We start from the raw sequence: 21,172 nt of genomic DNA, 5'->3' as shown, positions 1-21,172 counted from the left end.
AACGGCGCTTTCACAAGCGCCTGCCTCCGTCGCCCTCAGCGTTTGTCTCACCGGCCGCTCCCCCGGCGGGACGGCGACGGCGCCCGCGGCGTTGGGTTAGGGCCGGCATCTAGCGGGCTGAACCGGATTCCCGGCGTCGAACGCGTCTGGGCCCGGCGTGACACTTACGCTGCTCCCGTACGCAAAAGACCCCCGTCCGGACTGGACGGGGGTCTTTTGCGTGTCGGTGGGAAGCGGCTTACAGCTTGCCGAATTCTTCCTTGGCCGGCTTGTAGGTGTTGTCATCCTGGTACTCGTAGATGCCGATGTAGGCTTCCGTGGGGTCGCCGGCGTCGGAGAACGACACGGGGCCGGACTGGCCGTCGTAGTCGATGTCCTTACCGTTGCGGAGCAGGGTGACGCAGGTGGGGAAGGTGTTGCACTTCTCGCCGCCTTCAGAGACTGCCTTGAGCTGGGCCGCGATGTCAGTGCCCTTGGTGCTCTTGGCGGCCTCGGCAGCCAGTGCGACCAGGTTCACGGCATCGTAGGACTCACCCGCGTAGCTGTAGTCCTTCAGCGCCGGGTCGATCGCCAGGAGCTGCTTCTTGAAGTCCTCCTTGGCGAAGGTGCCCGGGATGGTGCCCTGGGCGCCCTTGAGGGTTCCCGGCTGGAAGTCCTTGCTGTAGTCGGACATGTTGCCGTCCACCATGAAGATCTGGGTCGGCTTGACGCCCTTGCCCGTCATCAGCGGAACGATGCTCTTGGCCTGGTCGAAGGTGATCAGGGCAATGGCGTCCGGCTTGGCGGCCAGAACCTTGTCCACCTGGCTGCTGAACTGGGAATCGCCCTCATTGAAGAGCTCCTGGGCAACAACCTTGCCGCCGGCTGCCTCGAAAGCGGCCTGGACGTTCTTTGCAAGGCCGGTTCCGTAGGCGTCGTTCAGGACGATCATGCCGACCGTCTGGGCGCCACAGGTGGCCATGTAGTTGCCGAGGACCTTGCCCTGGAGCACGTCCGAGGGGGCGGTGCGCCAGTAGAGGCCCTTGTCATCCCACGCGGTGAAGTCCGGCGAGGTGTTGGCCGGGGAGAACTGGACGACGCCTGCACCGGTGATCTGGTTGATCACGGTCTTTGAGACACCCGAGGAGGCGGCGCCGACGATGGCGCTGACGCCCTGTCCGAGCAGTGCCGTGGTGGACTGGGTGGCGATGTCGGTCTTGGTGTCGCCGGAGTCACGGTGGATGACCTCGACAGGCTTGCCCAGGACGCCGCCGGCGTCGTTGACCTCCTTGATGCCGAGGTTAACACCGGCAATTTCGGGCGGGCCGAGGAAGGCCAGCGAACCTGTCGTCGGCAGGAGCGAGCCGATCTTCAGGGGCGTGGGGGTGGTGGTGGCAGAAGCGGGCACGGTGCCCGTTTCGCCGGCAGCGCTGGTGCCGGCGCCGGTGGCGCTGGGTGCCGGGCACGCGATGCCCGCGGCCGCGGCTGAGCTGGATCCCGTCGAACTCGGGGCGGGTGAACCACCGCAAGCCGTAGCCAGAAGGGCGACGCCGAGGCTAAGCACTGTGAGCTTAGCGATGCGGGGCGCAACCTGGGGGAGTGAAGTCATGTACAAGCTCCTCGATCTAAAGGTGCGAACGGCCTTTGACGCGAAAGATCAGGTGTTCCTGATTCCACTTCAAGCTAGTGCAATTTCGACGTGAAAATAAGTGACTACGGTCACATCCTTATAACACTCGTTGCATAGAGGAAATCTGGAGGGTTACGCGGCGGTTTCTGGGCGGCGCGCAGCAAAGTGCCCCAGGTGGGACTCGAACCCACAACACGCGGATTTTAAGTCCGCTGCCTCTGCCAATTGGGCTACTGGGGCGCCCGGTCAATGGTATCCCGTCGCCGGACGGATCAGCCCGAAAAAGGGCCGGCGTAGCGGAAGGTGCCGCTGACGCCGCCGGGCCAGACGGCGAGCGGCAGCAGCTGGAAGTGCGCGCCCCAGCCGGCCTCCGGTGGTGCCACCCCGAGCGATGTGGACGGTACAAAGCCGAAGCGGGAGTAGTAGTCGGGGCTGCCCAGCAGCGCGATCCCCCGCTCCCCCGCGGCGTTGGCCCGCGCCACGGTTTCGTTCATGAGCGCGGTGCCGATGCCGTGGCGCTGCAGCCGGGGCACCACCCCGATCGGCCCGAGCCCGAGCAGCTCCAGTTCGCCCACCCAGCCGCGGGTACTGATCACGTGCCCCACGATTTCGCCGTTGAGTTCGGCAACGACGCTGAACTCGGGGAGGTATTCCTGGCTCTCGAACAGCTGGGCCAGCAGCTTCACCTCTTCGGGTTCGCCGTCCACGTGATGCCCCGTGACGGGTGAAATGGCAAACGCGGCGGCTGTCAGGGCGAGGATGGCCGGGCGGTCCGCCGGTTCCTCGCTGCGCAACACGAGGTCCGGTGCCGGCTTGTGCTCCCCATGGTCTGCGACCAGTTCGTGCAGAATCTCCAGAGCACGGTCGGCGTCGGCCACGGGGACCAGCAGGTGGTCATGGTGGAAGCCGGCCAGGACGTTGCAGCTGATCTTCGCCTCGGTCAGGGCGGCGCTGACGGCTGCCGTCAGGCCGATCGCCTCAAGCGACGAGTGCACCTGGAGCGTAATCCACGCTGCGACGAAGTCGTAGGAGAGCCCCAGGCTGTCTGCTTCGTCCCGCGGCAGCACAACGGTCAGCCCTTCCGCCTCGCGGACGGCAGCCGCGATTGCCCCGGCCAGGGGTCTGCCGTGCGGCCACAGGGCGTAGACGTAGTCGCCCTCGCGCAGTTCGGGGTGCATGGTGGCCAGGAGGGTGTGCAGGTCCTTTTCAGCTGTCATGGAGCCAGTCTAGGCGCGGGGCCCTGCGCACCTGCCCCTTCCCGGCGCCCCCGCGGCTTCCGGCAACGAAAACGGCGGCTGCTCCCCCGGAGGGGAACAGCCGCCGCCGAAAGCTCGGATCAGGCTACTTGGAGTCGGCCGGAACAGCTTCCTTGGTGTCGTTTTTGGCTTCAGGCTTGGCTTCGGCCTTGGCGGGTTCCGGAGCAGCGGCCGGCTTCGGGGCCGGCGTCGCTGCGGCCACGAAGGCGCCGCGCGGGTTGTCCAGGTCCATCAGCTGCGTGGTGTCGCGGCCCAGGAAGAAGGCCCACAGCCAGCCGGAGATCACGCGGATCTTGCGCTCCACGGTGGGGATGGCCATGCCGTGGTAGCCACGGTGTGCCAGCCAGGCCAGCGGGCCCTTGAGGCCGATGCGGCCAACCAGGTTGATGTTGGCCACGCCCTTCCATTCGCCGAAGCCGGCGACGGCGCCGAGGTTCTTGTGCTTGTAGTCCTTGAGCGGCTTGTCCCAGCGGGAGGCCCACAGGTTCTTGGCCAGGCGCTTGGACTGGCGCAGGGCGTGCTGGGCGTTCGGCACGCAGGTGCCGTCCGGCAGGCCGCTGCCCGTGAGGTCGGGGACGGCAGCGACATCGCCGGCAGCCCAGGCGTTGTCGATGATGCCCTCGTCGCCTGCGATGCGCAGGTCGGCCAGGACGCGGACGCGGCCGCGCGGCTCGAGCGGGAAGTCGGTGGAGCGGACCATCGGGTTGGCCTGCACGCCGGCAGTCCAGACCAGGGTGTCAGTCTCGAATTCCTGGGCCGGGCTCTTGTCCGGGAGGTTGATGAGCTTCAGGGAACCCTCGGCGTTGTCGAGGGAGGTGTTCAGCAGGACCTCGATGCCGCGGCTGCGGAGGTGTTCGACCACCCATACGGCCTGCGGTGCCGTGACCTCGGGCATGATGCGGCCCATGGCCTCGACCAGGACGAAGCGGACTTCCTCCTGCTTGACGCGCGGGTTGTTCTTGACCGCGGCGCGGGCGAGGTCTTCCATTTCGGTGATGCACTCGATGCCGGCGAAGCCGCCGCCGACGACGACGAACGTCAGGGCGCGGGCGCGCTCAACGGGGTCCGTCATGAGGGAGCCGGTCTCGATGCGCTCGAGAACCTTGTTGCGCAGGGCGACAGCCTCTTCGATGGTCTTCAGGCCGATGCCCTTTTCCGCGAGGCCCTTGATGGGGAACGTGCGGGTGATGGCGCCGGCGGCCAGGACGACGTCGAAGTACGGCACCTCGAAGGTGTCGCCGCCGTCGGAGGGTGCGACCACTGCCGTGCGGTTGGCGTGGTCGATTGAGGTGACGCGGCCCTGGATGAGCTCCGTCTGCTTCAGGTGCTGGCGGTGCGAGACGACTGCGTGGCGCGCCTCGATGTTGCCGCCGGCAACTTCCGGCAGGAAGGGCTGGTAGGTCATGTAGGGCAGCGGATCCACGAGGGTGACAATGCCACCAGCATTCGCGATCTTTTTCTGAAGTTTAAGGGCTACATACAGGCCGACGTACCCGCCGCCGACGACGAGTACCCGGGGACGGTCCTGGAGCTGAAGGGAGGATGCCATGCGTCAAGAATACAGTAGTTTGTGAAAACCTTCACTAACTACGACGGGTTGCTGGAGTCCACCGGGTTGGCGGCCCCGGGTTCGGCCTTGGCCGGACCACCGGGCCCGCGCTTCGGCGGCGTTCGCATGGCGGCCCGCAACTGGACGGCAGCGGCCACTACGATTCCCACGAGCAGGCAGCCGAAGCCCAGGACGACGACGGCCGGCAGGGCGCTGTTCAGCTGGGACGGCTTCTCCGCGACCGGCACGGTCGCCTCGGGCAGGGTGGGGACAGCGCTGGAGGGCGCGGCCGCCGCCGCCGGTGCTGTCGTGGCGAGGTTTCCCCGCCGGTGGACGCGGATCCAGTCCGAAATCGACCCCAGCGGATTGACCTTGGTTTCCGGGACATCGGCCTTGAGGGCGGCCTCGGCGTTCAGCACCCCGAAGCCGTAAAGCGGATCCTTCCCGGGCGCCCCGGCGTCCTTGGCCGTGCTCACGATCCTGTTGATGACCTGGCTCGCGGACATTTCGGGCCATTTGGAGCGGATCAGGGCAGCGACGCCGGAAACGATGGGTGTGGCCCCGGAGGTGCCCGCCCACTCGGCATAGCCGCCGCCGGGCATGCCGCCGGCCAGGTCCTCGGCGGGAGCGGCGACGCCGATGCTGATGCCCTGGGAGGAGGAGTCGATACTGGCCGCGCCGGCGCGGTCCAGACCGGCGACCGTCAGGACGCCGGGAATCGTGGCCGGCGCGCCGACCTGGACGTTGCCGCCCACGCGGTTGCCCGCGGCGGCGACGATCACGACGTCCTTCTGTTCGGCGTAGAGGAAGGCCGCGTCCCAGCTCTGCGGCCATTCCGGTGACGTGCTGCCGAGGGAGATGTTGATGACGCGGGCGCCGTTGTCGACCGCCCAGCGCACTGCCTCCGGGATCTGGTCCTGGTCGCTCTTGCCGCCCGGGTTGGCGGAACCCAGCCAGGTGGAAACGGACAGCAGCTGGGCTTCCGGGGCGACGCCGACGATCCCGTCCGGGCCAACTACAGCCCCGGGTGCGGCGCTGGCAGTTGGTTTGGCGGTCGCGTCGGGCGCCTGATGCCCGCGCCCGGCGAGCATGGTGGCCACTAAGGTGCCGTGTTCGGGTTTGGCCCCGATGCTCGCCTGGCCGTTGGGATTGCCGGCGCCGGAGATGTCGGTGCCGCCGGCAAGCACGCCAGCGAGGTCCAGATGCTGGCCGTCGATGCCGCTGTCAATCACGGCGACTTTGACGCCGGCTCCCTTGGATACGTCCCAGGCTTTGGTGATGCCGGACTCGGCGAGCCAGTATTCCTTATCCCGCCAGGAGTCGGCGTAGGCGGGCGCGGCCAAGGTCAGCGCCGCCGTAGACGCTCCGCCGGCAAGGGCCAAGGCCATCAACGCGGAGGCGGTCCGGCGGCGCCGGGCTGTTGCTCTGGTCATTCAGGTCCTATCGGCGGATGCACCAGCGGCAAGGCGCGCGCGGAGGCACAACTGCTGGGGCGGGATCATCGGATGCTGAGGGCAATTCCGTCAAGAATATCGTGTTCACTGCTCACGGCCGTGGTGATGCGCCCGCCCGTGACATCGGCCAGGCGTTGCAGGATCCGCCGCCAAACGAGGCCGCCGGCGCCGATCACATCCACCCGCCCTGGGTGCATGTACGGCAGCGCGGCCCGCTCCTCCCGGGTCATTTCGAGCAGCTCGGTGCATGCCTTCCGGACCGCGTCCAGGTCCAGTTCGGTGCCGTGGATCGCGGCCGGCGAATACTCCGGCAGGCGCAGCGCGTGCGCCGTGATGGTGGTGACGGAACCGGCCACGCCGACGACGACGGTGGCGCGTTCCAGCGGAACGGTCCGTGCCGCCTCGCTGATGGCGGCGTCGACGTCGGCCTCGGCCGCTGCGATCTGCTCCGGCGTGGGCGGATCGCTGCGCAGGTGCCGTTCGGTCATCCGGACGCAGCCGACGTCGACCGAGCGGGCGGCGATGACGCCGCCGGCGTCGCCCAGCACAAACTCCGTGCTTCCGCCGCCGAGGTCGACCACCAGCACGGGGTCCTCCCCGCGGGAGGGCAGGACGCTGCTGGCGCCGGCGAAGGACAGCGCGGCTTCCTCGTCTCCGGTGATCACCTCGGGCTCGACGCCGAGGATGGCGCGGATGCCGTCGACGAAGACCTGCCGGTTGCTGGCATCGCGGGTGGCGGAGGTGGCCACGAAGCGCACTTTGGCTGCGCCGTGCTCGCGGATGAGGGCGGCGTAGTCCCGGGTCGCGGCGAAGGTGCGCTCAAGCGCTTCCTGGGCCAGTTCACCCGTAGAGTCCACGCCCTGGCCCAGCCGGACCACGCGCATTTCCCGCACGATGTCGGTCAGCCGCGGTGTGGGCTGCCCGGTTGCGCCGCCTGCGCCAGCATCTGGGTTCGCATCTGCGTTCGCATCTGCGATGAGTAGGCGGATCGAGTTGGTGCCGCAGTCGATGGCCGCGACCCGGGTCATCTGGACTCCCCCGTGCCGGCGGCGCCGGCATTCTCAGCAGCGCCGGCGTCGGCGGCGCCGCGGGACTTGCGGACCGGCGCGGGCCGGCCCACGATCTCCGGCAGGCCTTGCGGACCATGGCGGCTGAGGTCCCGGGACGGGGCCTCGCCGCCGGTGTCCCAGGCGCCGTCGCAGTAGCAGCGGTCCACGGTCCACCATTCGGCGATGGCGGCGATCGACTCGTCCCCGAGCGGGTTCACTCCCGGGCCCGCGGCCAGCGAGTGCCCCACGAGGACGTGAAGGCATTTGACGCGCGTCGGCATTCCGCCGGCCGAGACGCCGTCGATTTCCGGAACGGCACCGATGCCGGAGCGCGCGCCGATCTCGGCACGGGAGACCAGGTATGCCTCGTGGGCGGCACGGTACCGGTCCGCGAGCCCGGTGTCCGCGGCGAGCCGGTCGTTCATTTCGTTCATCAGCCCGGCGGCCTCCAGCCGCGATACCGCCGAGGTGATCACCGGGTGCGTGAGGTAGAACGTGGTGGGGAACGGCGTACCGTTGCTGAGCCGCGGCGAGGTGGCAGCCACGAGCGGGTTACCGCAGACGCAGCGGGCCGGGATTTCGACGACGTCGCGCACGGGCCGGCCCAGCTGGCGGCTCAGGACCTCGAGGTCGTGCGGCGACGGCACGCGGGAGGCCTCCGGGACGCTTGCCCTGTGCCGTGGCGCCGACGTCGGGGCGCCGTCGTTCTCGTCCGTTCGGTTCTGGTCCACTCGGTTCTCGTCCACGGGAGTGGCACCTTCCTGCCCTGTTCCGGATTGTCCGCGGGACAATCCCGGCGGCGGGCGCCGCTTCTAGTCTGTTGCCGATCGCCTGATGGACTCCCAGAGGGAGTCCACCCACGGCAGGTTGGCCGGGTCTTGTGCTGATGCTGCACCCGCCGTGCCACTGGACTGTGCGGCAGGAAGATCGCTGCCGAATACCCAGTAGCCCGTCTCTCCGGGCATAACCATGTTAATGCGGTCGCGGGCCTGCTGTTTCACGTAGTTGGGATCCTGCCACCGCGAAACCTGGCGTTTGAGGTCCTCCTGCTTGGTTTGCTTGGCCGCGATGTCGGCCTGCAGCGCCGCGATTTCGGCGCGTTTGTCGAGGAAGATCTTGACCGTGGGGGCCAGCAGGATGGTGATGGCAATCATCACGACGCCGAGCGCAAGCAGCCGGCCCGAGAACGCCTTGGCGGGCACCGGGTCGAGGGATTCGTCCGCACCCCCTGCGGCTGTCCGGCCCGTGGCCTTGCCGCCAGCCTTCCCGGGTGCCGGCCGGGTTGCCGGTTTCGCGGCGGATGCTGCTGGTGTTGTTCCAGGTGCTGCTGCAGGCCGGCGTTTGCCGGCGGCGGGAGCTGCGGCGCCGGAACCGTTGGCGGCTGCCTTGCCCGCTGCGGGGGCAGCCGCACGTGGAGAGGCAGGCGAAGCGCCGGAGGGCGCGGCCGGCGTCGGAGCGGCGCTGCGGGAGCCGCCAAAGTCCGCCTGGATGACTTCGCCGCCGTCGTCTGCCGCCCCCAAGCCTGTGCCCGCGGGTTTGGCGGCCGCAGGCGTAGCCCGGGGAACATTGGGGCGTCGGGTAGCCATGTCACTCCTTCAAAAGCGGACCAAAAACAGAACCGGTGGCCATGGTCTTTCAACCATAGCCACCGGTTACCGGTTTTCGCGGCTAACTAGCCCTTGAAACGCGGGAAGGCGCTGCGTCCGGCGTACCGTGCGGCGTCGTCGAGTTCCTCTTCGATGCGCAGCAGCTGGTTGTACTTGGCAACGCGCTCGGAGCGGGCCGGGGCACCGGTCTTGATCTGTCCCGCGTTGGTGGCAACGGAGATGTCAGCAATGGTGGTGTCCTCGGTTTCGCCGGAGCGGTGCGAGGTGATGGTGGTGTAACCGGCGCGCTGGGCCAGTGACACGGCGTCCAGCGTCTCGGTCAGGGAGCCGATCTGGTTGACCTTGACGAGCAGCGAGTTCGCGGTCTTGGTGTCGATGCCGCGCTGCAGGATCGCCGGGTTGGTGACGAAGAGGTCATCGCCCACGAGCTGGACCTTGTCGCCGATGGAGTCGGTGAGGGTCTTCCAGCCTTCCCAGTCGTTCTCGTCCAGCGGGTCCTCGATGGAAACCAGCGGGTAGTCGGCCACGAGCTCGGCGTAGTAGGCGCTCATCTCGGTGGCGGAAAGTGCCTTGCCTTCGAACTGGTAGGCGCCGTCCTTGAAGAACTCGGAGGAGGCGACGTCCAGGGCCAGGGCGATGTCCTTGCCCGGGGTGTAGCCGGCGTTCTTGATGGCTTCCTGGATCAGGTCCAGTGCGGCACGGTTGGACGGCAGGTTCGGCGCGAAGCCGCCCTCATCGCCCAGGCCGGTGGACAGGCCCTTGGCCTGCAGGACGGACTTGAGGTTGTGGTAGACCTCGACACCCCAGCGCAGGCCCTCGGAGAAGGTCTCGGCGCCGATCGGGACAATCATGAATTCCTGGATGTCCACGTCGGAGTCGGCGTGCGAGCCGCCGTTGAGGATGTTCATCAGCGGCACGGGCAGGACGTGCGCGTTGGGCCCGCCGAGGTACTTGTACAGCGGCAGGTCTGCGGAGGCGGCGGCAGCGTTGGCCACGGCCAGGGAGACACCCAGGATGGCGTTGGCGCCGAGCTTGCCCTTGTTGGCGGTGCCATCGAGGTCGATCATGGCCTGGTCGATGCTGCGCTGGTCGGTCGCGTCGAAACCGGTCAGGGCCGGGGCGATCTGGTCGATGACCGCGTCGACCGCCTTCTGGACGCCCTTGCCGAGGTAGCGGCCCTTGTCGCCGTCACGGAGTTCTACGGCCTCGTGCTCGCCGGTGGAAGCGCCGGAGGGAACTGCTGCGCGGCCGATCTGGCCGTCCGAGAGCAGTACTTCAACTTCTACGGTCGGGTTGCCACGGGAATCGAGGATCTCGCGGGCGTGGATGGCATCGATAAGCGCCATGGATATGCTCCTTTGGGTGAAGCGATCTGCAGGGAATCTGACTGCTTGGACTCTGGCTGTACACCAAGTATGAAAAGCCGACGTCGCCGTCGCTACTAGCGTAGTCGAGAGTGGCGGAGGTTACGGAAACCTATCCAAACCCCGGACGTCATGATGCCGGCGCTATGGTGCCGGCGCTGCTGTGCCTACGGCCTTGAGCCGTTGCTGTCCTGGAAACGGCGGAGGGCTCCGCGGAGGGCGCGCTCGGCGTCGAGCCCGCCGGCCCGGGCACCCGCCACGATCCCGAACAGCAGGTCGCCGAGTTCCGTCTCGGTGGCCGGGATCTCGACGGCGGCGCCGCCCGCGGCCGTCGTCAGGTTCGCGCGTTCGGCCCGGTCCAGGAGCTTTTGGGCCCGGGCAAGGGCCGGCAGCGCGGCGGGAACGCCGTCGAAGACGTGGCCGTGTTCGGGTTTCTCGGCCTTCTTGACGGCATCCCATTTCAGGACGATCTCCTCCACCGTTGCCGGGAAGGAATCCTGCAGCGAGCCGTCGGGCCTGAAGACGTGCGGGTTGCGCCGGATCATCTTGGCCATCAGTGCGCGGGCGACGTCGTCGAGGTCAAAGGCGCCGCGTTCCTCGGCGAGCCGGGCGTGCAGGACCACCTGAAGCAGCACATCGCCCAGCTCGGACTTCAGTTCGGCGTCGCCGCCGGCCGTCTCGATGGTCTCCGCGACCTCATAGGCCTCCTCCAGGAGGTACTCCACAAGGGATTCGTGGGTAAGGGCACCCATCCAGGGGCAGTGGGCGCGCAGCTCGCTAATGCAATCGACCAGCGCGCCCACGGCGTTGTCCTCGTTAGCCAAGGTCGGCGTAGGCCTCGTTGATGTATTCCACCAGTGCTTCCTTCTCCTCGAGCGGGAGGAAGGCGGCCTCGGCTGCGTTCAGCGTCAGTTCCAGCAGGTCGTCGAGGTCGTAATCGAACGTCTCCACGAGGAGCTCGAACTCGTCGGTCAGCGTGACGCCGCTCATGAGCCGGTTGTCGGTGTTGATGGTGACGTTGAAGCCCAGCTGGTAGAGCATGTCCAGCGGGTGGCTTTCGATGCCCTCGCCGAAGCCGGCGATGGCGCCGGTCTGCAGGTTCGAGGACGGGCAGATTTCCAGGGCGATGCCGCGGTCGCGGACCCAGCTGGCCAGCTCGCCCAGGGTCACCATGCCGATGGTGTCGTTGACTTCGTCGCCCCCGGCGTCTTCGTCCTCTTCGAATTCGATCGTGACGTCTTCAGCGATCCGCACGCCGTGGCCCAGGCGCAGGGCCCGGCCGTCGACAAGCGCCGACTGGATGCTTTCCAGGCCGGCTGCTTCGCCGGCGTGGACGGTGGCCGGGAAGTTGTGCTGGGCCAGGTAGGTGAAGGCGTCCTTGAAACGGGACGGCAGGAAGCCGTCCTCGGCACCGGCGATGTCGAAGCCGACGGCGCCGTTGTTGCGGTGGCGGACAGCCAGTTCGGCGATCTCCTGGCCGCGGTCGGCGTGGCGCATGGCGGTGATGAGCTGGCCCACCTGGATGTCACGGCCGGTCTCGGCCACGGCGTCCACGCCGGCTTCGAGACCTGCCTGCACGGCCTCGACCACTTCGTCCAGGTTCAGGCCCTTCTGCAGGTGCTGTTCGGGGGCCCAGCGCACTTCGCCGTACACGACGCCGTCGTCGGCCAGGTCTTCGACGAATTCCTTCGCGACGCGGAACAGGCCTTCCTTGGTCTGCATCACGGCGATGGTGTGGTCGAAGGTCTCGAGGTAACGGACCAGGGAGCCGGAGTCGGCGGATTCGCGGAACCACTCCCCCAGGGCGACGGGGTCCGTGGAGGGCAGCGTGTGGCTGGCGGCCTCCGCGAGTTCAATGATGGTGGCCGGGCGGAGTCCGCCATCCAAGTGGTCGTGAAGGGAAACCTTGGGAAGGCCCTTCAGGTCGAATTCGAGGTCAGGGGCAGCGTCAGGAATAGTCTCAGTCACGTTCCAACCATAGGGTCGGAGCGCGCGGGACGCTACTTTCTGGTGGCCTCGGCATCCCCGGAGGCGGTCATCGGTGCAGGAACGGCGGAGGCGGGTTCGTGTGTGGGCCCGCCGTCGAGCCATTCGTCCACGACCTCGGCGTCGTGGCGGCCGAGGCGCTTGTGCCACCAGCGCAGGAGATGGTCAATGAGGACACCGAGGACGATCGCGAACACCACCGCGATCCCCGCGCTAAGCAGCGGGTTGTGATGCAGCCACGGGAAGGAACTGGCCAGGACGCCGATGCCGATCGAGTAGGCCACCCACGTCAAGCACGCGAAGGCGTCCAGGAGGAAGAATCTCCGGTGCGGGAACGCCGTCGTGCCCGCCACGTAGTTGACGGCGACACGGCCCCACGGGATGTACCTGGCGGTGAAAATCAGGACGGCGCCGCGCTTTTCGAGTTCGTAGTGTGCCCAGCCGAAGACTTTTTGGACCTTCGGTTTGCGCATCCAGCGGAACCGCTCGAGGCCAATTTTGCGGCCGAGCATGTATGCCATGTTGTCGCCGGCGATGGCCCCAACCAGCGCTGTGAGGCCGAGAATCCACAGATTGGGCTGGCCGCTGTGCACGGAATACGCCGCAAGGGCAACGATGAGGGTCTCGCTGGGGACCACCATCGCGAAGCCGTCCACGAAGAAGAAAACCAGCAAGAGGGGGTAGATCCACCACTGGCCAGCGGCATGGAGCACGGCCTCGTTAATGAACTCCATGCGGGCGGTGCTCCTTGATGACTGGGAACGGACAACTAAGCCGTACCGTACATGCGATGACAGTAGGTGGAACCTTGGACAGAACTTTGGACGGAACCTTGGACGAAGGGCGGCCAACAAACGTGACGCAAATCGCTCCTAAGTGTCCCATGGGCGGGGCCAATCCGCCTAGGACTCGGCGGGTGGAACGGAACGCGTCGATTGCTCCGGGGTACGGCCGCGCACCTTACTGATCACGCGGTCCAGGACGATGCCCAGAACGATGGCGCAGATGATCGCCATGGCCGCGCCCAGCACGTGGTTTTTCTCAAACCAGGGGCCAACAAACAGGCCGATCCCCACCGAGTAGACGGCCCACAGCAGCGCCGAGAGGATCGTCAGGCTGACGAATCTGCTCCGCGGGTAGTGCGTGGCGCCGGCGGTCAGGTTGACGGCCACCCGTCCGATCGGGACGAAGCGCGCCACGAGGATCAGTGAGGCAGGCCGTTTCCGCAGTTCCCGTCCGGCCCAGCGGAAGGCGGCCTGCGTGCGGGGGCCGCGCATCCATGCCCAGCGCCGGGTTCCTACGCGGCGGCCGAGCACGTAAGCGATGTTGTCGCCCAGGAATGCACCGGCGGCGGCCGTGGCGATCAGGAGCGCCGGATTGGGAACATCGGCCGTGGCGGCAACTGCAGCCAGGCCCACCACCACCGACTCGCTCGGGATCGGCGGAAAGAAGCCGTCGATCACGCAGCAGGCGAAAACCAGGACGAGGACCCAGGGTTGCCCTGCAGCGGCGAGGATGAAGTCGTTGATTGCCTGCACAGCTTCCTAACGCGCGGCGGGGCCAGATAGATCCACAGTGTACCGGCCGGGTCAGCGGTTGCCCTATCACTTATGGCGGCTAACCCGGGGGTTTGGGGACCATAAGTGATAGGGCAACGGGGTTAGGCGATGCGGTCGATGATGAGCTTCTGGGCCGGCCGGGAGCCCTCGGGTGCGATCACGGCGGCGTGTTCGAGCGCTTCCTTGGCGCGCTCGAACTTCTCCGGGGTGTCCGTCAGGAGGGTCATGAGCGGTTCGCCCGCCCTGACCGTGGCGCCGGGCTTGGCGTGCATCCGCACCCCGGCCCCGGCCTGGACCCGGTCCTCCTTGCGGGCGCGTCCGGCGCCGAGCCGCCAGGCCGCGACGCCGACGGCCATCGCGTCGAGCTCCACCAGGACGCCGTCGGCCGGAGCGTAGATGACCTCGGATTCCTTGGCGACCGGGAGCTTGGCGCGCGGGTCCCCGCCCTGCGCCTCGATCATCCGGTTCCAGACATCCATGGCCCGGCCGTCCCGGAGCGCGGCCCGGGGATCGGCGTCGCGGACGCCCGCGCACGCCAGCATTTCCTCCGCGAGCCGGACGGTGAGTTCGACGACGTCGTCCGGGCCTCCCCCGGCGAGGACCTCGACGGATTCCTGAACCTCGATCGCGTTGCCCGCGGTGAGGCCCAGGGGGGTGTTCATGTTGGTGAGCAGGGCCACCGTGTTGACGCCGGCGTCCTTGCCCAGCGCCACCATGGTCTCGGCCAGTTCGCGGGCGCGGGCCTCGTCCTTCATGAACGCGCCGCTGCCCACCTTGACGTCGAGCACCAGCGAGCCGGTGCCTTCGGCGATCTTCTTGCTCATGATCGAGGAGGCGATCAGCGGGATGGCCTCCACGGTCCCGGTGACGTCGCGGAGCGCGTAGAGCTTCTTGTCCGCCGGGGCCAGTCCCGCGCCGGCCGCGCAAATGACCGCGCCGACGTCCTGGAGCTGGGCCATCATTTCCTCATTGCTCAGGGCCGCCCGCCAGCCCGGGATGGCCTCGAGCTTGTCCAAAGTGCCGCCTGTGTGGCCGAGGCCGCGGCCCGAGAGCTGCGGCACTGCCACGCCGAAGACCGCTACCAGGGGCGCCAGCGGCAGGGTGATCTTGTCCCCGACGCCGCCCGTGGAGTGCTTGTCCGACGTCGCCTTTACGCCGCCGTCGGGCCTGCGCAGGCCGGAGAAGTCCATCCGCTCCCCGGAGGCGATCATGGCCGCCGTCCAGCGGGAGATCTCGGCCCGGTCCATGCCGTTGAGCAGGATGGCCATGTTCAGGGCGGCCATCTGTTCGTCGGCGATGGCGCCGCGGGTGTACGCGTCGATCGTCCAGTCGATCTGGGCCGGGCTGAGCACACCCTTGTCCCGCTTGATGCGGATGATGTCGACGGCGTCGAACGCTTCGGTGTTGCTGGTGCTCTGAGTCGCTTGTGTCACCGGGGTTCCTCCAGGTGTTGGGGGCCAAAGGCATCGGGAAGGACCTGGTCCATGGTCTTGATTCCCTGCGTGGTCATGAGCTCCATATCCGGAGCCCGGAATTCGTAGAGCAGCTGGCGGCAGCGCCCGCACGGCATGAGGACGTTCCCGCCGGCGTCCACGCAGTAGAAGGCGCGGAGCCGTCCCCCGCCGGTCATCTGCAGGTTGCCCACCAGGGCGCACTCGGCGCACAGGGTCAGCCCGTAGCTGGCGTTCTCGACGTTGCAGCCGCTGACGATCCGCCCGTCCCCGGTGAGGGCCGCGGCCCCCACCGGAAACTTCGAATACGGCGCGTAGGCGTTCTTCATGGCGGACACTGCCGCGGCTTCGAGCGCTGCCCAGTCGACGTCGGTGCTGTCCATTCTCAGCCCTTGACGTAAGGTATGCCGTCGGCGGCCGGCGGCCGGGAGCGGCCCACGAGCCCGGCCACGGCAAACACGGTCACGACGTACGGCAGCATGGCCATGAACTGGCTCGGCACGGGCGTGCCGATGATCGTCACGATGCTTTGCAGGTTGTCTGCGAAGCCGAACAACAGCGCGGCGAAGAAGGCCCCGATCGGGTTCCAGCGGCCCAGGATCATGGCGGCGAGGGCAATGAAGCCGCGGCCGCCGGAGATTTCCTTGGTGAAGCTGTCGATCGCCACGAGGGTGAAGAACGATCCGCCGATTCCGGCGACGGCGCCGCCGATCGTGACGTTCCAGAAGCGGGTCGCGTTGACCTTGATGCCCAGGGTGTCAGCGGCCTGAGGGTGCTCGCCCACGGCACGGACGCGCAGGCCCCACTTCGTCTTGAACAGCCCGATCCAGATCACAATGACGGCTATGTACATCAGGTAGCCCACCACGGACTGCTTGAACAGGATGGGCCCGATCACCGGGATGCCGGACAGGACCGGGATATCGATGTTGGGCAGCTCGCCGGGCGAGTTGTATTTCTCCGGGTCGGACTGCATCACGGTGCTGAACAGGAAGCCGGTAAGCCCGGAGACCAGGACGTTGAGCACGACGCCGACGATGATCTGGTTGACCACGTACTTGATGCTGAACAGCGCCAGCACCATGGAGACCAGGGCGCCCGCCACGGCCGCCGCAAGCAGGCCCAGGTAGGGGTTGTGCGTCAGGCTGGCGACGAGCGCGGCCGTGAAGGCACCGCCCAGGAGCTGGCCTTCGATGGCGATATTAACGACGCCGGCGCGTTCGCACAGCACACCTGAGAGGGAGCCGAAGACGATCGGCACGGCGAGCGTCACGGACCCGGCGATGAGGCCGGCCAGCGAAATGCTGGGGGTCCGGGCGCCGCCCACCACCCAGATCAGGAAGGCGACGACGAACACCACGGTGAACACGGCCGGCACCCAGCGCGGGGGCCGCTGGTTCTTTCTTGCCTTCAGGACCAAGGCGTAGCCCGCGAGGCCCAGCAGGATCATGGAGAGCACGATGCCGCTGAGGAATGCGGGCACTTCGATCGCCGGGAGCTGGAAGAAGTCACCGCCGGAGGAAACGCCGAACTTGGCATTCCCCTGCGGACCCAGCAGCCCGAAGAAGATGAAGGCGAGGGTGGCCAGTACCGACAGCGTCACCGGCAACTTCCAGGTCACGGGCTTGGCGGACACCGCCGGCCCGCCGTTCTTCTCCGGCTGGGGCTTTCCTTGGACGGGCGAGGTTGCTGTTGTGCTCATGCGGCACCTCCGGTGGTTGCGGCCTGCTTGGTTTTGCCGGCGGTCGCGGCCTTCTTCTTGCGCGGGTTGAGTCCGAAGATCGCCCGGACCAGCGGCGGCGCCGCGATGAACAGCACAATGAGCGACTGGACCACGAGGACGATGTCGATCGGAGTTCCGGTCTGGATCTGCATCTGGACGGCGCCTGCGCGGAAGGCTCCGAACAGCAGGCCGGCGGCAAAGGTGCCCCACGGCGACGAACGTCCCAGCAGCGCCACAGTGATCGCGTCAAAGCCGTAGGTTGCCGCGACACCATCGGTCAGGACCTTTTCGGTGCCGGCCACCTGCGCCACGCCGGCCAGGCCGGCCAGGCCGCCGGCGATGGTCATCACCAGGATGGTGGCCCGGGAGACGTTGATGCCGGCGGTCAGGGCTGCCTTGGGGTTGGCCCCGACGGCCCGGAACTCGAAACCGATCGTGGACCGGTTCAGCAGCCATGAGACAAACACGGTGGCCGCGATGGCCAGCAGGAAGCCCAGGTGCAGCCGGTACTGGCTGCCGAAGATCAGCGGGTACGCGGCGCTGGGGTCCACGATCGGCGATATCGGTGTGTCCGCCCCCGGGCGCTGGAACAAGTCCGTGTCCAGCAGGTAGCGCAGGAAATAGAGGGCGATGTAGTTGAACATGATGGTCACGATGACCTCGTGTGCGCCCGTCCTGGCTTTGAGCACACCGACGATGCCGCCCCAGACGGCGCCGCCGATGACGCCGGCCACGAGCACCAGCAGCAGGTGCAGCCCGGTCGGCAGGTGCAGCGCGAAGCCGACCCACGAGGCGAGGATGCCGGCCATGATGATCTGGCCCTGCGCACCGATGTTGAACAGGCCCGCGCGGAAGGCCAGGGCGACGCCGAGGCCCGCCGTGATCAGCGGGGTGGCGATGGTCAGCGTCTCCATGAGGGGGGCGAACTGTCCGGCCGCTCCGGTCCCGCGGGGGTTATAGACCGCGCCCTGGAAGAGGGCGACGTAGGACTCGGTGGCGGCGGACCAGACGGCGGCGAGGAAGTCGCTGGGCCGGGCAAAGAAATAGCCGGCCGTGGTGCCGACCACCTTGTCCGTCATGGCGATCAGCAGACCGCCCAGGATCAGTGCCAGCAGCACCGCCAGGATGGTCACGATGCCGTTGCCGGTGAAGATCTTGCGTAGCACCGATTCCTCTTCCGGGGCGCCGGGAAGGGTTCCGCTCTGGGCCGAGACCGGGACGGCCGATGGCTGGTGGGCGCCGCCCGCGGTGTCCAGCGAGGTGACGAAGTCTGCATCGTCCTCGAGCGGCTCAGGCTCCACGGCGGTGGTCTGGGCGGCCGGAAGCCGGTCGGGGTCCGGTGCGGCGGCGGGCCGAGGCTCGGTGTTCTCACTCATGGGGGTCTCCTACGGCGCCGGAGCGGGGCTCCTGCACGGACGGGGCGGCGGGCGCCGGGTTCGTTGCTGGGGTTTCGGCCGGGTTTTCTGCCGGGTTTTCTGCTGCGTTCCCGGCCGGGTTTTCAGAGAGGGATGGAGCCGCGTGCTTGCCTGCGGCGTCGGCCTGGGCTTCGTCCGGGGAAACCCCGGCCATCATCAGGCCCAGGACGTCGCGCCCGGTGCCGGCCGGGACGATCCCGACCAGCCTGCCCTTGTACAGCACGGCGATCCGGTCGGCGAGTTCAATCACCTCGTCCAGTTCGGTGGAGACGATCATGACAGGCGTGCCGTGGTCCCGCTCCGCGACGATCCGCTTGTGCAGGAACTCGATGGAGCCCACGTCCACGCCGCGGGTGGGCTGGGAGGCGATGAACAGCCGCAGCGGCCGGGAGAGCTCCCGGGCCATGACGACCTTCTGCTGGTTGCCGCCCGAGAGGGTGCCGGCCGCGAGCATGCCGGACGGCGTGCGGACGTCGAATTCTTCGATCCGGGTCTTGGCGTTCTCCAGGACCTTGGCCGGGCTCATGCTGATGCCCTTGGCGAACGGCGCGCGGTCGTACCGGTCCAGGATCAGGTTCTCAGCGATGGAGAACGTGCCAATCAGCCCGTCGAGTGAACGGTCTTCCGGCACGAATCCGACGCCGGCATTGAGGACGTCCTTGACGCTGCTGCCCAGGAGTTCTTCACCGTCGAGGGTGATCGAGCCGTGGACCCTCTCCTGCAGGCCGAGGATGGCCTCGGTCAATTCGGTCTGGCCGTTGCCCTGGACGCCGGCGACGGCGAGGATCTCGCCGCGGGCGATCCCGAAGCTGATGCCGTCCACAACATGCTGGCCGCTGGGTGCGATGACGGTGAGGTCCTTGACCTCGAACGTGGTCTCCTGCGGATTGGCAGGAGCCTTGTCCAGGGTCAGGCTCACAGCCCGGCCCACCATCATGGACGCCAACTCGGTGGTCGAGGCGCCGGGATCGGCCGTGCCCACCACCTTGCCGCGCCGGATGACGGTGATGGTGTCCGAAACGGCTTTCACCTCGCGCAGCTTGTGGGAAATGAAGACGATGGAGGTGCCGTGGCTCTTGAGCTGGCGCATGATGTCCAGCAGCTCATCGGTGTCCTGCGGGGTCAGCACGGCCGTCGGCTCATCGAGGATGAGCACCTTGGCGTCGCGGACCAGTGCCTTGATGATTTCGACGCGCTGCTGCACGCCCACGGGGAGGTCTTCGATCAGCGCGTCGGGGTCGACGTCGAAGCCGTACCGGTCCGAGATCTCCCGGATCTTCCGGCGTGTGTCCTCGAGGTCCAGGAATCCGCCGGTTTTGGTGGTCTCCGCTCCCAGCGCGACATTCTCAGCGACGGTAAAGACCGGGACCAGCATGAAGTGCTGGTGCACCATGCCGATCCCGGCCGCCATCGCGTCGCCGGGGCCGCGGAAGGTGACCGGTTTGTCGTCGATCAGGATTTCGCCCTCTGTGGGCTCGTACAGTCCGTACAGGACGTTCATCAGCGTGGACTTGCCAGCGCCGTTCTCGCCGAGCAGACAGTGAATCTGCCCGGGTTCAACAACCACATCGATGTGATCGTTGGCTACCAGGGAGCCGAAGCGTTTTGTAATGCCCTTGAGTTCAAGTTTCAAAACTCTGACCAATCTCGAGATGTCCGGAAGGCTTGATCCGGACGCGTAGTGGGGGCTGCAGCACCAGCTTAGTGCCTGCGGTGTGAGGCGAGCGGGCCGCAACGAAAAGCGCCACAGCCCGTGCGGTGGTGACCGGACGGGCCGTGGCGCTTAGCGGAGGAAGTTAGGCCTTGGGGCTGGCTGCAGATTCAACCTTCAGCTTGCCGTCGGCGATGTCCTTCTTGATCTGGTCCAGCTCGGACTTCAGTTCGGCCGGGACCTGGGCATCCATGTCGTGGAACGGAGCCAGCTGGACGCCGTCGTTCGCGAGGGTGCCAATGTACGGCTTGTTGGTGAACTGGCCGTCCTTGTCCTGCTTGACCACCGTCTCGACGGCCTCGCCCATCTGCTTCATGACGGAGGAGAGCATGATGTCCTTGTAATCCGGTGCCGTGAGGAAGCCGTCGGAGTCAACCCAGATGAGCTTGACGTCCTTGCCTGCTGCCTTGGCCTCCTGCAGGGCCGCGCCCGCACCCTTGCCGACCGGACCGGCGACGGGCATGACGATGTCGGCGCCCTGGTCCAGGAAGTTCTGGGTGAACTGCTTGCCCTTGTCCTGCTTTTCGAAGTCACCGGTGAAGGAGCCGTCCTGCTTGGCCTTGTCCCAGCCAAGGACCTTGACGTCCTTGCCCTTCTTCTCGTTGTAGTACTTCACGCCGTCGGCGTAGCCGTCCATGAAGATGGTGACCGTGGGGATCTTGATGCCGCCGAAGGTGGCTACCGTTCCGGTCTTCGTGGTGCCTGCCGCGAGGTAGCCGGCCAGGAACGCGGCCTGGGCCGTGTCGTAGATGATCGGCTTGACGTTGGCGACCGGGGTTTCGTAGCCGAAGTCGATGATGGCGAAGTGCTTGTCCGGGTTCGCGGTGGCCTGGGCCTTCGTGGCGTCGCCGAGCAGGAAGCCGACCGTGATGGTCAGGTTGCAGCCGGCGGAGACCATGGCGCGCAGGTTGGGCTCGAAGTCGTTGTTGGTCTTGGACTCGGCCTCGGCCGTCTGGATGCCAAGATCCTTCTCGGCCTTCTTCAGGCCCTCGTAGGAAGACTGGTTGAACGACTGGTCGTCGAATCCACCCGAGTCGGACACGATGCAGCCCTTGAAGTTGCTGGCCGTGTTGGTGGCGGTGCTGGCCTCCGGGGCGGCCCCGCAGCCGGTCAGCAGGAGTGCAGCCGCGCCGGCGGTGGCGACGCCGGCCATTGATCCGCGCTTGAAGGTGGCACGCAGAGAGTTCTTCAATTTTCCTCCAGGAAGAAAGAGTAGGCGCTACGACGGAAGTTCAATGAGTGTCTGTCTGCGGTGTTCCGCTGATCTCTGTTGTCACTGATGGATTCGCAGCACTGCGCCGAGGCGCACTGATGGAAGCTACTTTAGTGGCCTGCGCCACGTGCACGTAGCAGACTTCACGGCAATTACCCAGATTGTTGAGAACTTGTTACCTAGGGGTAGCCGGGGTCCGTAGCCGGCCCTCCTGCCAGCGAGGGCG

Annotated in this window: 18 protein-coding genes and 1 tRNA gene; all 19 read right to left on the bottom strand. The window is 67.2% G+C overall.

Annotated elements, in window-relative coordinates; genetic code table 11:
- Positions 1-238: 238 nt before the first annotated feature.
- On the bottom strand, positions 239-1,588 hold the full coding sequence (locus MRBLAR12_RS16695) for an ABC transporter substrate-binding protein (protein ID WP_229992889.1): 1,350 nt from the start codon (positions 1,586-1,588) through the stop codon (positions 239-241).
- A 187-nt stretch (positions 1,589-1,775) separates the two neighbouring features.
- Positions 1,776-1,849, bottom strand: a tRNA-Leu gene (locus MRBLAR12_RS16690).
- A 32-nt stretch (positions 1,850-1,881) separates the two neighbouring features.
- Positions 1,882-2,826, bottom strand: coding sequence for an N-acetyltransferase (locus MRBLAR12_RS16685; protein WP_229992890.1), 945 nt, complete (start codon positions 2,824-2,826; stop codon positions 1,882-1,884).
- Positions 2,827-2,950: 124 nt separating this feature from the next.
- Positions 2,951-4,414 carry an NAD(P)/FAD-dependent oxidoreductase gene (locus MRBLAR12_RS16680; RefSeq protein WP_229992891.1) on the bottom strand — a complete coding sequence of 488 codons (1,464 nt, stop codon included), beginning with the start codon at positions 4,412-4,414 and terminating at the stop codon, positions 2,951-2,953.
- Positions 4,415-4,452: 38 nt separating this feature from the next.
- A complete protein-coding gene (locus tag MRBLAR12_RS16675; protein ID WP_229992892.1) occupies positions 4,453-5,847 on the bottom strand; it encodes a S8 family serine peptidase in 1,395 nt (464 codons plus the stop codon).
- Between the two features lie 65 nt (positions 5,848-5,912).
- A complete protein-coding gene (locus MRBLAR12_RS16670) occupies positions 5,913-6,896 on the bottom strand; it encodes a Ppx/GppA phosphatase family protein (RefSeq protein WP_229992893.1) in 984 nt (327 codons plus the stop codon).
- Positions 6,893-7,564 carry a DUF501 domain-containing protein gene (locus MRBLAR12_RS16665; RefSeq protein ID WP_229992935.1) on the bottom strand — a complete coding sequence of 224 codons (672 nt, stop codon included), beginning with the start codon at positions 7,562-7,564 and terminating at the stop codon, positions 6,893-6,895. The genes MRBLAR12_RS16670 and MRBLAR12_RS16665 overlap by 4 nt, the downstream gene beginning before the upstream one ends.
- A gap of 165 nt (positions 7,565-7,729) precedes the next feature.
- Positions 7,730-8,503 carry an FtsB family cell division protein gene (locus MRBLAR12_RS16660; RefSeq protein WP_229992894.1) on the bottom strand — a complete coding sequence of 258 codons (774 nt, stop codon included), beginning with the start codon at positions 8,501-8,503 and terminating at the stop codon, positions 7,730-7,732.
- Between the two features lie 86 nt (positions 8,504-8,589).
- Positions 8,590-9,870, bottom strand: coding sequence for a phosphopyruvate hydratase (gene eno, locus MRBLAR12_RS16655; protein ID WP_104172754.1), 1,281 nt, complete (start codon positions 9,868-9,870; stop codon positions 8,590-8,592).
- Between the two features lie 185 nt (positions 9,871-10,055).
- Complete coding sequence (locus MRBLAR12_RS16650; protein ID WP_364747509.1) at positions 10,056-10,640, bottom strand: MazG nucleotide pyrophosphohydrolase domain-containing protein; 585 nt, start codon at positions 10,638-10,640, stop codon at positions 10,056-10,058.
- Positions 10,641-10,704: 64 nt separating this feature from the next.
- Positions 10,705-11,856: an adenosine deaminase gene (locus MRBLAR12_RS16645; RefSeq protein WP_364747209.1), complete on the bottom strand. Its 1,152-nt coding sequence runs from the start codon at positions 11,854-11,856 to the stop codon at positions 10,705-10,707.
- Between the two features lie 32 nt (positions 11,857-11,888).
- Positions 11,889-12,608, bottom strand: coding sequence for a DedA family protein (locus MRBLAR12_RS16640; protein ID WP_229992896.1), 720 nt, complete (start codon positions 12,606-12,608; stop codon positions 11,889-11,891).
- Positions 12,609-12,776: 168 nt separating this feature from the next.
- Positions 12,777-13,412, bottom strand: coding sequence for a DedA family protein (locus MRBLAR12_RS16635; protein ID WP_229992897.1), 636 nt, complete (start codon positions 13,410-13,412; stop codon positions 12,777-12,779).
- Positions 13,413-13,534: 122 nt separating this feature from the next.
- Positions 13,535-14,866: a thymidine phosphorylase gene (locus tag MRBLAR12_RS16630; protein WP_364747207.1), complete on the bottom strand. Its 1,332-nt coding sequence runs from the start codon at positions 14,864-14,866 to the stop codon at positions 13,535-13,537.
- Positions 14,863-15,267, bottom strand: coding sequence for a cytidine deaminase (locus tag MRBLAR12_RS16625; protein ID WP_028277348.1), 405 nt, complete (start codon positions 15,265-15,267; stop codon positions 14,863-14,865). Before MRBLAR12_RS16625 ends, MRBLAR12_RS16630 begins: the two co-directional genes overlap by 4 nt.
- A 2-nt stretch (positions 15,268-15,269) precedes the next feature.
- The gene (locus tag MRBLAR12_RS16620; protein WP_364747205.1) at positions 15,270-16,586 is read right to left on the bottom strand and encodes an ABC transporter permease; all 1,317 of its coding nucleotides are present in this window, start codon (positions 16,584-16,586) and stop codon (positions 15,270-15,272) included.
- A complete protein-coding gene (locus MRBLAR12_RS16615) occupies positions 16,583-17,983 on the bottom strand; it encodes an ABC transporter permease (protein WP_229992901.1) in 1,401 nt (466 codons plus the stop codon). The genes MRBLAR12_RS16620 and MRBLAR12_RS16615 overlap by 4 nt, the downstream gene beginning before the upstream one ends.
- Positions 17,976-19,655: an ABC transporter ATP-binding protein gene (locus MRBLAR12_RS16610; protein WP_229992902.1), complete on the bottom strand. Its 1,680-nt coding sequence runs from the start codon at positions 19,653-19,655 to the stop codon at positions 17,976-17,978. The genes MRBLAR12_RS16615 and MRBLAR12_RS16610 overlap by 8 nt, the downstream gene beginning before the upstream one ends.
- Before the next feature lie 163 nt (positions 19,656-19,818).
- The gene (locus MRBLAR12_RS16605; protein ID WP_414645524.1) at positions 19,819-20,925 is read right to left on the bottom strand and encodes a BMP family lipoprotein; all 1,107 of its coding nucleotides are present in this window, start codon (positions 20,923-20,925) and stop codon (positions 19,819-19,821) included.
- Positions 20,926-21,172 lie beyond the last annotated feature (247 nt).

The sequence above is a fragment of the Arthrobacter sp. LAR12-1-1.1 genome, assembly GCF_040676555.1.
Lineage (GTDB): Bacteria > Actinomycetota > Actinomycetes > Actinomycetales > Micrococcaceae > Arthrobacter.
Note: the sequence above shows the minus strand (reverse complement) of the source record. Positions and strands in the feature narration are given on the sequence as shown.

What these genes read in the sequence shown, in the direction of transcription:
- MRBLAR12_RS16695 (WP_229992889.1), bottom strand. Translation starts at nt 1,588, where the DNA reads ATGACTTCACTCCCCCAGGTTGCGCCCCGCATCGCTAAGCTCACAGTG.
- MRBLAR12_RS16685 (WP_229992890.1), bottom strand. Translation starts at nt 2,826, where the DNA reads ATGACAGCTGAAAAGGACCTGCACACCCTCCTGGCCACCATGCACCCC.
- MRBLAR12_RS16680 (WP_229992891.1), bottom strand. Translation starts at nt 4,414, where the DNA reads ATGGCATCCTCCCTTCAGCTCCAGGACCGTCCCCGGGTACTCGTCGTC.
- MRBLAR12_RS16675 (WP_229992892.1), bottom strand. Translation starts at nt 5,847, where the DNA reads ATGACCAGAGCAACAGCCCGGCGCCGCCGGACCGCCTCCGCGTTGATG.
- MRBLAR12_RS16670 (WP_229992893.1), bottom strand. Translation starts at nt 6,896, where the DNA reads ATGACCCGGGTCGCGGCCATCGACTGCGGCACCAACTCGATCCGCCTA.
- MRBLAR12_RS16660 (WP_229992894.1), bottom strand. Translation starts at nt 8,503, where the DNA reads ATGGCTACCCGACGCCCCAATGTTCCCCGGGCTACGCCTGCGGCCGCC.
- eno (WP_104172754.1), bottom strand. Translation starts at nt 9,870, where the DNA reads ATGGCGCTTATCGATGCCATCCACGCCCGCGAGATCCTCGATTCCCGT.
- MRBLAR12_RS16650 (WP_364747509.1), bottom strand. Translation starts at nt 10,640, where the DNA reads ATGGGTGCCCTTACCCACGAATCCCTTGTGGAGTACCTCCTGGAGGAG.
- MRBLAR12_RS16640 (WP_229992896.1), bottom strand. Translation starts at nt 12,608, where the DNA reads ATGGAGTTCATTAACGAGGCCGTGCTCCATGCCGCTGGCCAGTGGTGG.
- MRBLAR12_RS16625 (WP_028277348.1), bottom strand. Translation starts at nt 15,267, where the DNA reads ATGGACAGCACCGACGTCGACTGGGCAGCGCTCGAAGCCGCGGCAGTG.
- MRBLAR12_RS16620 (WP_364747205.1), bottom strand. Translation starts at nt 16,586, where the DNA reads ATGAGCACAACAGCAACCTCGCCCGTCCAAGGAAAGCCCCAGCCGGAG.
- MRBLAR12_RS16615 (WP_229992901.1), bottom strand. Translation starts at nt 17,983, where the DNA reads ATGAGTGAGAACACCGAGCCTCGGCCCGCCGCCGCACCGGACCCCGAC.